The organism is Streptococcus alactolyticus (assembly GCF_042649785.1).
Lineage (GTDB): Bacteria > Bacillota > Bacilli > Lactobacillales > Streptococcaceae > Streptococcus > Streptococcus alactolyticus.
The window spans coordinates 121,303-132,682 of sequence record NZ_JBHRZX010000006.1; the positions used below are offsets into that span (position 1 = coordinate 121,303).

The 11,380-nt window shown below is 41.0% G+C and carries 11 protein-coding genes; 7 read left to right on the forward strand and 4 right to left on the reverse strand.

The features are described 5' to 3' along the window. Positions 1-105: 105 nt before the first annotated feature. The 4 genes from glmU to ACFORE_RS01840 all read left to right on the forward strand — a co-directional run bounded on the left by glmU (position 106) and on the right by ACFORE_RS01840 (position 3,279). Positions 106-1,494, forward strand: coding sequence for a bifunctional UDP-N-acetylglucosamine diphosphorylase/glucosamine-1-phosphate N-acetyltransferase GlmU (gene glmU, locus ACFORE_RS01825; protein ID WP_269725559.1), 1,389 nt, complete (start codon positions 106-108; stop codon positions 1,492-1,494). Between the two features lie 165 nt (positions 1,495-1,659). Next, positions 1,660-2,214: an NUDIX domain-containing protein gene (locus tag ACFORE_RS01830; RefSeq protein WP_154455410.1), complete on the forward strand. Its 555-nt coding sequence runs from the start codon at positions 1,660-1,662 to the stop codon at positions 2,212-2,214. Then, positions 2,214-2,534: a cell wall synthase accessory phosphoprotein MacP gene (gene macP / locus ACFORE_RS01835; protein WP_154455401.1), complete on the forward strand. Its 321-nt coding sequence runs from the start codon at positions 2,214-2,216 to the stop codon at positions 2,532-2,534. Before ACFORE_RS01830 ends, macP begins: the two co-directional genes overlap by 1 nt. Positions 2,535-2,586: 52 nt before the next feature. Beyond that, positions 2,587-3,279, forward strand: coding sequence for a 5'-methylthioadenosine/adenosylhomocysteine nucleosidase (locus ACFORE_RS01840; protein WP_154455400.1), 693 nt, complete (start codon positions 2,587-2,589; stop codon positions 3,277-3,279). 59 nt (positions 3,280-3,338) lie between these two features. Here the strand turns inward: ACFORE_RS01840 and ACFORE_RS01845 are convergent, their stop codons facing one another. The 3 genes from ACFORE_RS01845 to ACFORE_RS01855 all read right to left on the reverse strand — a co-directional run bounded on the left by ACFORE_RS01845 (position 3,339) and on the right by ACFORE_RS01855 (position 6,831). Next, positions 3,339-5,060, reverse strand: coding sequence for an alkaline phosphatase (locus ACFORE_RS01845; RefSeq protein WP_235280659.1), 1,722 nt, complete (start codon positions 5,058-5,060; stop codon positions 3,339-3,341). A 166-nt stretch (positions 5,061-5,226) separates the two neighbouring features. Then, on the reverse strand, positions 5,227-5,883 hold the full coding sequence (locus tag ACFORE_RS01850) for a metal-dependent transcriptional regulator (RefSeq protein WP_154455399.1): 657 nt from the start codon (positions 5,881-5,883) through the stop codon (positions 5,227-5,229). Positions 5,884-6,000: 117 nt separating this feature from the next. Then, complete coding sequence (locus tag ACFORE_RS01855; protein WP_154455398.1) at positions 6,001-6,831, reverse strand: peptidylprolyl isomerase; 831 nt, start codon at positions 6,829-6,831, stop codon at positions 6,001-6,003. 144 nt (positions 6,832-6,975) lie between these two features. Between ACFORE_RS01855 and ACFORE_RS01860 the strand changes: the two genes are divergently transcribed. Continuing rightward, on the forward strand, positions 6,976-9,354 hold the full coding sequence (locus ACFORE_RS01860; RefSeq protein ID WP_154455397.1) for an FtsK/SpoIIIE family DNA translocase: 2,379 nt from the start codon (positions 6,976-6,978) through the stop codon (positions 9,352-9,354). A gap of 30 nt (positions 9,355-9,384) precedes the next feature. On the opposite strand, the gene ACFORE_RS01865 is transcribed toward ACFORE_RS01860, so the two are convergent. Then, positions 9,385-9,738, reverse strand: a complete 354-nt coding sequence (locus ACFORE_RS01865; RefSeq protein WP_154455396.1) for a DUF3397 family protein — start codon at positions 9,736-9,738, stop codon at positions 9,385-9,387. Between the two features lie 224 nt (positions 9,739-9,962). Between ACFORE_RS01865 and rplK the strand changes: the two genes are divergently transcribed. After that, a complete protein-coding gene (gene rplK / locus ACFORE_RS01870; protein WP_003065913.1) occupies positions 9,963-10,388 on the forward strand; it encodes a 50S ribosomal protein L11 in 426 nt (141 codons plus the stop codon). A 146-nt stretch (positions 10,389-10,534) separates the two neighbouring features. Further along, positions 10,535-11,224, forward strand: coding sequence for a 50S ribosomal protein L1 (gene rplA, locus ACFORE_RS01875; protein WP_154455528.1), 690 nt, complete (start codon positions 10,535-10,537; stop codon positions 11,222-11,224). Positions 11,225-11,380 lie beyond the last annotated feature (156 nt).

The window sequence follows — 11,380 nt, forward strand, 5'->3', positions numbered from 1 at the left end:
TTAAAAATCACGTTCAGTTGTGTTAATTATGGTATAATGGAATAGATTGTGTGAGAAAGTACAAAGTATTCGCACGCTACTCTATATTTATAAGGAATATTAGTCATGTCAAATTATGCAATTATTTTAGCCGCTGGTAAAGGAACTCGCATGAAATCAGACTTGCCAAAAGTGCTTCATCAAGTATCTGGTCTGACCATGCTAGAACACGTTTTTCGTGCTGTATCAGCCTTAAATCCAGAAAAAAACGTGACGGTTATCGGGCACAAAGCCGATATGGTTCGTGACGTTTTAGCAGGTCAATCAGAATTTGTTCTTCAAACAGAGCAATTAGGAACAGGTCACGCTGTCATGATGGCAGAGGAAGAATTGGCTGGTCTTGAGGGGCAAACCCTTGTTATCGCTGGGGATACTCCTTTGATTACAGGTGACAGTTTGAAACAGTTGGTTGATTTTCATATCAGCCATAAAAATGTAGCGACTATTTTAACAGCTACTGCTGACAATCCTTTTGGTTACGGACGTATTATCCGCAACGAAAATGGCGAAGTGCTTAAAATCGTTGAACAAAAAGACGCTTCTGAATTTGAACGCCAAGTCAAAGAAATCAATACAGGAACTTATGTCTTTGATAACAAACGTTTATTTGAAGCCCTCAAAAACATTAACACCAACAATGCCCAAGGGGAATATTACTTGACGGATGTCATTTCTATTTTCCGTAATAGTGGTGAAAAAGTTGGGGCTTATGTGCTTCATGATTTTGATGAAAGTCTTGGGGTCAATGACCGCGTGGCACTAGCAACTGCCGAAGAGATTATGCGTCGCCGTATCAACCACAAACACATGGTGAATGGCGTAACCTTCCAAAATCCTGCTGCGACTTACATTGACGTTGATGTGGAAATCGCCCCTGATGTCACTATCGAAGCCAATGTCACTCTAAAAGGCCACACAACAATCGGTACAGGCTCAGTCTTGACTAATGGCACTTATCTTGTTAATGCAACTATTGGTGAGCAAATCGTGATTACCAACTCAATGATTGAACAATCTGTTGTAAAAGACGGCGTAACCATTGGTCCATTTGCCCATGTTCGTCCTGATTCAACCCTTGAAAAGAATGTTCATATTGGTAACTTCGTCGAAGTTAAGTCATCACTTGTTGGTGAGGATACTAAAGCAGGGCATTTGACTTATATTGGCAATGCGACCGTAGGACACGACGTGAATTTTGGTGCAGGTACGATTATTGCCAACTATGATGGCCAGCACAAATTCAAGACCACCATCGGTAACAACGCTTTTGTAGGAAGCAATTCGACCATCATTGCTCCTCTTACTATTGGTGACAATGCCTTGACAGCTGCGGGTTCTACCATTTCTATGGATATTGAAAAAGACGCCTTAGCTATCGGACGCGGACGCCAAGTCAACAAAGCTGGCTATGCCCTCAACAAACCTCACCACCCAAACAATAAAAAGAAATCGTAATAGCATGGAATCTGAGATGAGGGTCTCAGGTTCTTTATTTGCCTTGCGCTTTTAGATTTTTTTAGCATTTTTGCGTTATCATAGTAAGGATATTTTGACAATAATGGCATTTCTGGCAAATTTATAGTAGAATCAAACGTGAAAGGTATTTTAAAGGTAGAGCAGATGGATTTTGAGGAAAAAACAATTAAACGCACTGAGGTTTTTGATGGGCATATTTTTAAGGTTGTCGTGGATGACGTGGAATTGCCTAATCAATTAGGGCAAGCTAAACGGGAATTGATTTTTCACGGTGGGGCGGTGGCCGTTTTGCCAGTGACCAAGGACAATCGCATTGTCTTGGTTAAGCAGTACCGCAAGGCGATTGAAAAAGTGTCTTATGAAATTCCAGCAGGGAAATTGGAAGCTGGTGAAGCTCAGCATGAGCAAGAAGCTGCGGCGCGTGAATTGGAAGAAGAAACAGGCTACTCAGGACAATTAACAAAAATCTATGATTTTTACACTGCAACAGGCTTTTGCAATGAAAAAATCAGATTGTATCTTGGAACTGATTTGCAAAAAGTGCCGAATCCTCGTCCGCAAGATGACGATGAAGTCCTTGAAATCTTGGAGTTGACTTATGCAGAATGCATGGATTTGGTTGCTTCGGGAGCTATCGAGGATGCTAAAACGATTATCGCCCTACAATATTACGCGTTAACATTTGGAGGAAACTTGTAATGGGAAAACCACTTTTAACAGACGAGATAATCGAGCGTGCTAACCGTGGTGAACTTTTTTATGATGACATGATGACTGACGATGAAGAAACGAAAGTTATTCGGACAGATCGTTACGACAGCATTATACCGCCTGAAGAGTATGCTGACAGAGGCTTTTTAGAAAGATGGACCAACCGCAAGCAAAAGGATCAGTTCGTCTATAAAAGCCGTCGGATTGAAAATGTCAAGCGAAGCCGTTTTCAACGCAAATTAAACTTGGCGATATTGATTATCTTTCTTTTGCTTGTGGCGTTATTCTACGCTGTGTTTAAACTCTAAGAAAGCGAGAAAAGGAGGACAAGCCACTGCTTAAGCGGTGTGCGAAGATGTGATGAAAATTGGAATTATAGCAGCAATGGAGCAAGAATTACGACTTCTTGTAGACCATTTGGAAAATAAAGTCGAACACCATGTTTTAGGAAACACGTATTACGAAGGAAAACTGGGCCGTCATCAAGTTGTCTTGGTGCAATCAGGTGTCGGAAAAGTCATGTCAGCTATGTCGTTTGCCATTTTGGCGGACCATTTTGGAGTGGATGCCTTGATTAACACAGGGTCAGCTGGCGCTGTTGCAGAAGGTTTGCAAATTGGCGATGTTGTTGTGGCTGACACTTTAGCTTACCACGATGTTGATTTGACAGCCTTTGGCTATGACTACGGTCAAATGTCTATGCAACCTTTGTATTTTGAATCTGATAAAACATTCGTGGAAACGTTTGAGCAAGTCTTGAGTGAAGCAGACGTGCCAAGCCATATTGGTTTGATTGCGACAGGAGATTCTTTTATCGCTGGCCAAGATAAAATTGATGCCATCAAATCTGTTTTCCCACAGGTTTTAGCGGTTGAAATGGAAGGGGCTGCAATTGCCCAAGCCGCTCACAGTTTGAAAAAGCCATTTGTTGTTGTGCGTGCCATGTCTGACACCGCAGCCCACGATGCTAACATTACCTTTGATGAATTTATCATTGCAGCAGGCAAACAATCTGCTGAGATTTTGTTAGCCTTCTTAGAAAAATTAGCTTAAATAGCATCTAAACCTAAAAAAGAAGAAAGTACCGAGTGGTATTTTCTTCTTTTTTTGCTTTATTTGTCAGCTGGTTTTAGTCCGACTCCAGTTGGTTTTTTAGTTTCTGTTTCAACTTGTTCTTCAGCGTCTTTTGAATCGCTGTTGAAGCCCATAGCCTCTCCTAAACGAATACTGATGTCAGTATCATCGTACTCACCGTCAAACATTTTGGCACCTGAACCCATAGCATAGACAGGAACTTTGTCACCAGAGTGGTCAGTTGTTGTCCAAGCCAAGCCAGCTTTTTTGTCTAGCAAACGAGTAGCCGTGATAGCAATTGGAACGTAGACACCGTAGCTTACATTTTGCTCATCTTCTGATTTTTTAGTTTCATCAAAGGCTGTTTTTAACTCGTTGTACTCTTCTTTAGAGCATTTAAGTCTGTTTTTAGCTAGTTCTTCCGCGTAAGCTTCGCTTTCAGCGTTTGTAACGTCTTCAGATGGCGCATCTGGATCCAAGACTAAGCCGAAGTAGTCTTCAATTTGTGGCGCAAATTCTTCGAAGGTCAAATCTGGATTTTTTTCCAAAGCTTCAGTAGTCAAGTCGGCAAAGGCAACTTGTGACCCTTTTTGGTTAGTTAAAAGATCAAAATAAGTGCTATTTCCTGTTGAACCATTACCAATTGTGAAACCACCAGTTGCATGGTCTGCCGTTACAACGATCAAGGTTTCGTCAGGATGCTCGTTGTAGAAGTCAATCGCTGTTTGAATTGACTCTTCAAAACCAAGTACTTCGTGAATAGCTGTTAGACCGTCATTGGCGTGCTCAGCCCAGTCCACTTTTCCACCTTCAACCATCATGAAGAAACCTTCAGGATCATCTTCCATGACTTCAATTCCTTTAGCTACCATGTCGCTAAGGGTTTGGTCACCTTCTTCTTGGTCAATGGTATAAGGCATTGAACCGCTATCTTGTAAACGCTCAGATACTAGGTAAACTTTTTCAGAGTCAGCATTTATTTTCTCTGCTTTTTCTTTAGTATCAGCGATAGTGTAGCCATTTTCTTCCATGACTTCATAAAGGTCCTTTTGGTCCTCATCTTTACCAGTACGCTGTCCAAGTGAACCACCAGCAAAGTAGTCAAAACCTGATTCTGCCATTTGAAGTCCGATATCGTAGTAAGATTTACGAGACTCAACATTTGCGTAGAAAGCAGCAGGAGTTGCGTGGTTAAGCGTTACATTGGTCACAATTCCGACAGCTTTGCCAGCACGTTTGGCTTTTTCAGCCACAGAATCAGCAGATTTTTCCAAATCGCCTGTCAAACCGATGACTTTACTTTGGGTCTTAATTCCAGTTGCAAAAGCCGTAGCCGTAGCCGCTGAATCAGGAATGAATGAAGAACAGTCGTATTGTGTTTTCAGACCAACAACTGGCATTTCAGTAAAGTTCATACGATCTGGGTAAACTTCGCCTTTGTTTGTTTGTGTGTAGCCAAGATAATCTTCAGCAGCCGTTACAGGAGTTACCCCCATCCCGTCACCGATGAAAAGGAAAACATATTTAGCTTGGTTAGAATTGACTTTAGAATAGTCTTCCATTTTTGCACGGCTAGTATCGTACATTTGCACGTCTTTACCGTTAGCTGTTTCTTTTGCCAAGCTTGTGCTGTTTGCGGCTTCTGTATCCAATTTCAGCTTATTGCCTGATGATGTTGTTGAACTACAAGCAGCTAGCAAGGTGCTAGAAACCAGTAAGGTCACCCCTAAGCGTGCCAAATATTTTGAACTTTTTTTCATAAGAACCTCGTTAATAATTTTTAGACCTTGGTCTTGATTCTTATTCTAGCAAATGAATGTAAACTCCCTAACCGCCTTTTGTAAAACTTCCATAAATCCTTTTGCAGCAGGGTTTGATAAAATTTACAAAACAACAAAAAAACAGTAAAACGCTGATGTTTTGCTGTTAAAGAGATTCGATTTTTTCGAGGTAAATTTGTTCGGCGACGCGTTCTGGAATAATCAAGGTTTGTGAGTTGTGGATAAGTGTGTGGGTCTTGGCGTAGCTATCTTGTTTAACCAACTCCACAACATCATTGATGGCCAAGTGATGCTCTTGCAAATAGTTTAACAAATGCACCTCATCATGAACTCGGCAAATGCGATAAGTACCCAATTCTGAGATATGATTGAGTGGCTGACGGTGAATTTCTTGCAATAATTCTCCCTTTTGCGGAATGGTTCCACCGTGCGGGCAGAATTTTGGAAAACCTAGACTTTCTTCTAAACGGTCGATGAATGTAGTGGAAACTGTGTGCTCCAAAACTTCGGCTTCTTGGTGAATTTCATCAGGGCTATAATGCAACTCATTGGCTAGAAAGACTTCAATCAAGCGGTGTTTGCGGTACAATTCAGAAACCAAGAGCAAACCTTTTGGTGTCAAGTGATAGCCTACTTTTTGGTCTTTGGCAATGAGGGCTTCGTTGCTCATTTTTTTGACCATTTCAGAAACGGCTGGTGCTGAAACGCCCATCAATTCAGCGATGCCTTTATTGGTTACCTTGGCTTGACTTTCTCCAAGTTCGTTAATACATTTAAGATAATCTTCTTTATTTGGCGTCATATAATCTCGCTTTCTATCCTTTCTATTATACCAAAAAATCACGTATTCCTGTTCATCAATCCAACATAAGCAAAAAAATCAAGTCGCTAGGCTTACTTGATTTTTTAAGGGTTATCCTTAGTCCTTTTGTGAAGAACTGTCTTTTAGAATATCAATTGATGTGATGGTAACATCGGTTGTTGGCTTGTCGTTGTCATCGGTCGCGGTTTGAGCAATCTTATCCACAACGTCCATGCCATCAATTACTTGCCCAAAAACGGTGTAATTGCCATCTAAGCTTGGATTACCACCTTTAGCATAAGCTCCAATAATGGGTTCTGGGTAGCTTGATGATGAGAGTTTTTGCGATTGGTCATCTGTGTTTTGATTGATGAAAAATTGACTGCCATTGGTGTCTGCACCAGCATTTGCCATGGCAACCGCCCCGCGAATGTTGTAGAGGTAAGGTGAGATTTCATTTTTAAAACCATTGCCAGAATCAATGCTCTTATCCTTATTTTTCCAGATAGATTCTCCGCCTGTGCCATCTCCTTTAGGGTCACCTGATTGAATCATAAAATCAGAAATCACGCGGTGAAATAGCACGCCGTTGTAATAGCCTTCTTTGGCGTGAGTGAGAAAGTTTTCCACAGCGAGTGGAGCATATTTTGGAAATAACTTGATGGTGATGTCACCTTCAGAGGTGTGCATGAGGACTTCTGACTCGTTGTCAGTGACGTCATTAGATAATTGTGGAAAAGCTGACGTATCAGCACTCAAAGCTTTTTTCAATTCTTTTGGGTAGGCTTTTGAGGACGATGCACTGGCACTTTTTGAAGCAGAAGCGGCTGAAGCAGATGCTTTGGCATTGACGTAATCTTCTCCTCGAATGGCTTTGGTCAATTGGCTACAACCTGATAGGCTTACCAAACTAAGCATTATAACAAGCAATGGGATTGTTTTTTTCATGTAAACTCCTAAATATGTATCTTAAAGCTGTGTTGATAGGGTTATTTGTCAAAATTCATTGAGCTCTAAGCAAACTCAACTAAGCTATTCTACCATATTTTGTTTTCAATAACCTAAAAGTTTAAAAAATGCTATAATAAACTCATGGCAAAATCAAAAAATAGAAAAAAAGGTCGTAAAACGCGCCGACCAACTAAAGCAGAAATAAAAAGACAACAAGCCTTGCAACGCTTTATAGGGACTATTATTCTGATTATAGTCTTTTTCTTTGCAGTGACACGGCTGGGGATTTTTGGCGTTACGGTTTATAACCTCATGCGCTTTGCCGTTGGTAGCCTTGCTTATCTGGTTATGCTGGCTATTTTGGCTTATTTTATCGGTTTTAAATGGTTCCACAAACAAGTCGGTCTTGTGGGTGGTTTTGTGGTGTTTATGATTGGTATGTTATTGGAGTGGCAGGCCTATTTATTTTCACTATCAGCTTATCATGACAAGCCTGTTTTATCCACAACGGCTTCCTTGCTTTTTAATGACATTCTTCATTTTAAAGTCAGCTACTTTGTTGGTGGGGGGATGATTGGGGCTTTACTTTACATGCCCGTTTCCTTTCTTTTTTCCAATATTGGAACCTTCTTGATTGGTAGCTTGTTTATTCTTTTGGGAATTTATTTGATGACGCCGTGGGATTTGTACGATATTGCTGATTTTGTCAAAGCTAGAGGACAGACTCTTGCTTCGAGGTATGAATTGCACAAGCAAAAACGCTTTGTGAAACGTGAGGAGAAAAAAGCTAGAGCTGAGCAAAAACGTGCTGAGCAGGAACAAAAAGCAGCAGAAGAAGAACGTTTGGCCCAGCTTGAAGTGGATCTCGAAACAGGCGAAATTTTGACTGATTCAGCCAATGTTGATATGCCTGCAACAGAGCCTGACAAAGTGCCCCAACCTTCAGACGCAGAGCCTGAAATCTTGTCTTATGACCAAGGAGTTGTGACGGATGATGATCAACAAGCCGCTGATCTACCTGAGCAAGAAGAACAAGCTGACGAACCTTTGGACGTTGATTTTACGGCAAAAACAGCCCTGCATTACACCTTGCCAACGATTGATTTGTTTGCACCAGACAAGCCCAAAAATCAATCCAAGGAAAAAAGCATTGTCCGTCATAATATCAAGGTGTTAGAGGACACCTTTACCAGCTTTGGTATTGATGTCAAGGTAGAGCGTGCTGAAATTGGCCCATCGGTAACCAAGTACGAAGTCAAACCAGCCGTTGGTGTGCGTGTCAACCGCATTTCCAATTTGGCAGATGATCTAGCCCTAGCCTTGGCTGCTAAAGATGTACGTATCGAAGCCCCTATTCCAGGTAAATCCTTAGTCGGTATTGAAGTACCGAATTCTGAAATTGCCACGGTCACTTTCCGTGAATTATGGGAGCAATCCAATACTGACCCAAATAAATTGTTGGAAGTTCCCCTTGGAAAAGCAGTCAACGGTACGGCACGCACCTTTGACTTGGCTCGTATGCCTCACCTGCTCGTAGCTGGTTCAACGGGTTCAGGAAAATCTGTTGCGGTCAATGGCATCATTGCCAGCATGTTGATGAAAGCACGACCTGACCAAGTCAAATTCATGATGATTGACCCCAAAATGGTTGAATTATCGGTTTACAATGATATTCCCCATTTGTTGATTCCTGTGGTAACCAACCCTCGTAAGGCAGCTAGAGCCTTGCAAAAAGTGGTGGATGAAATGGAAAACCGTTATGAACTCTTTAGCCATTTTGGCGTTCGCAATATTGCAGGTTACAATGCCAAGGTTGAAGAGTTTAACAAACAATCTGACCAAAAACACATTCCACTACCTTTGATTGTGGTTATTGTGGATGAGTTGGCAGATTTGATGATGGTTGCCAGCAAAGAAGTGGAAGATGCCATCATTCGTTTGGGGCAAAAAGCGCGTGCGGCAGGTATTCACATGATTTTAGCAACCCAACGCCCATCTGTTGATGTTATTAGCGGTTTGATTAAGGCCAATGTGCCATCGCGGATTGCCTTTGCCGTGTCATCAGGGACCGATAGCCGTACGATTTTGGATGAAAACGGTGCTGAAAAACTTTTGGGACGTGGGGACATGCTCTTTAAACCGATTGATGAAAATCACCCTGTCCGTTTGCAAGGTTCTTTCATTTCAGATGACGATGTGGAGCATATTGTTAGCTTTATTAAAAATCAAGCTGACGCCGAATATGACGATAGTTTTGACCTAGGTGATGTGTCTGAGGCTGATTTGAAATCAGGAAATGGCAGCAGCGCTCAAGAAGGTGATCCCCTATTTGAAGACGCTAAGGCTTTAGTGCTTGAAACCCAAAAAGCCAGTGCCTCAATGCTCCAACGCCGTTTGTCAGTAGGCTTTAACCGTGCTACTCGTTTAATGGATGAATTAGAAGCTGCTGGTGTCATCGGGCCCGCCGAAGGAACCAAACCTCGAAAAGTTTTGATGACTACTGCAACATCGGAAGACTAAAAAAACGTTAGCTGTACAGCTAACGTTTTTTTAGCGTCCAATTGTAAATACTAAAATCAACTCAATGACATAAAAAATAGCTGTCAAAATAAACCCTGACCGCCAGAAAAATTTCAAAAAGCGGCGATAAGAAAAAGCGTGGTAACGTTTCAAAAAAGTAATGCTCAAAATCAAAGCCAACAAAGATAGGCAAATCAAGTAGTAAAAGAAAACATCTAATGTCAAAGATTGCATTGCCACTAAAGCAATTTCAAGTGCAAACAAGGGAAAAGACAGGTCTGTAAACAAGATCCCAAAGCGTTTTAGGTTAAAAAAGGTAACCAAAATGTAAGAAAAAAGCGGCGTCAGCACCAAAAAAGCAATCGAAAATAATTTATATATCATGTCCTATATTTTATACCGAAACCCTGAAGATGTAAATGATTAGAGCCTTTTTCTTCAAATTTCCTTTGCTCTCAAAAAAAGGGGAAGATTTTTTTGAAAAATAATGAGCTAAATAGCTTGCTTTTTCCCTGAATTCCTGTATAATGATAAAGTATGCGATTGAGCATATCTGTGGGAGGTAAAAATCTTAATTACCGCCAAAACCACAACAGGAGGATTTAAAAATGGCTAAAAAAGTCGAAAAAGTTGTTAAACTTCAAATTCCTGCTGGTAAAGCGACACCAGCTCCACCAGTTGGTCCAGCTCTTGGTCAAGCAGGTATTAACATCATGGGATTTACTAAAGAATTTAACGCACGTACAGCTGATCAAGCTGGCATGATCATCCCAGTTGTTATCTCAGTGTATGAAGACAAATCATTTGATTTCGTTACAAAAACACCACCAGCTGCTGTTCTTTTGAAAAAAGCTGCAGGTGTTGAAAAAGGTTCAGGAACACCTAACACAACAAAAGTTGCAACAGTTACTCGTGCACAAGTACAAGAAATTGCTGAAACTAAAATGCCAGACTTAAACGCTGCAAATATTGAATCTGCAATGCGTATGATTGAAGGTACTGCTCGTTCTATGGGATTCACTGTTGTTGATTAATCAATAACACCCAAATTGTGACTGAATTTGGTTGCTAAACCGAAAAATCACTCACACTAGACCCGCAAGACTTCATCATGATTTGATGAGTGACGTGGGAGATTTTAAATCAAATCGATATGACCACATTACAAGGAGAATTTTAAATGGCTAAAAAAAGCAAACAAATGCGTGCTGCACTTGAAAAAATCGACAGCACTAAAGCATACAGCGTAGAAGAAGCTGTGGCGCTTGCAAAAGAAACTAACTTCGCAAAATTTGATGCATCTGTAGAAGTTGCATATAAACTTAATATTGACGTTCGTAAAGCTGACCAACAAATCCGTGGTGCAATGGTATTGCCAAACGGTACTGGTAAAACACAACGTGTGCTTGTTTTCGCACGTGGTGCTAAAGCTGAAGAAGCAAAAGCTGCTGGTGCAGACTTCGTTGGTGAAGATGACCTTGTTGCTAAAATCAACGATGGTTGGCTTGATTTCGACGTTGTTATCGCAACACCAGATATGATGGCTATCGTTGGACGTCTTGGACGTGTCCTTGGACCTCGTAACCTTATGCCAAACCCTAAAACTGGTACAGTAACTATGGACGTTGCTAAAGCAGTTGAAGAGTCTAAAGGTGGTAAAATCACTTACCGTGCTGATAAAGCTGGTAACGTACAAGCTATCATCGGTAAAGTATCATTCGACGCAGACAAATTGGTTGAAAACTTCAAAGCATTCCACGATGTTATCGTGAAATCTAAACCAGCTACTGCTAAAGGTACTTACATGACTAACTTGTCTATCACAACAACTCAAGGTGTCGGTATCAAAGTAGATCCAAGCTCATTCTAATGTAATGATATGACAGAAAAAATCCGTTTCCGTTTCGCTGAAGCGGATTTTTTTATGAGCTGTGTCAAAAAATTTTGGCTCTTTGTCAACTGTAGTGGGTAGATGAAAAGCTAACACCTAGAGAGGACGAACTTCGTCCTCTCTTTCTTTATGTTC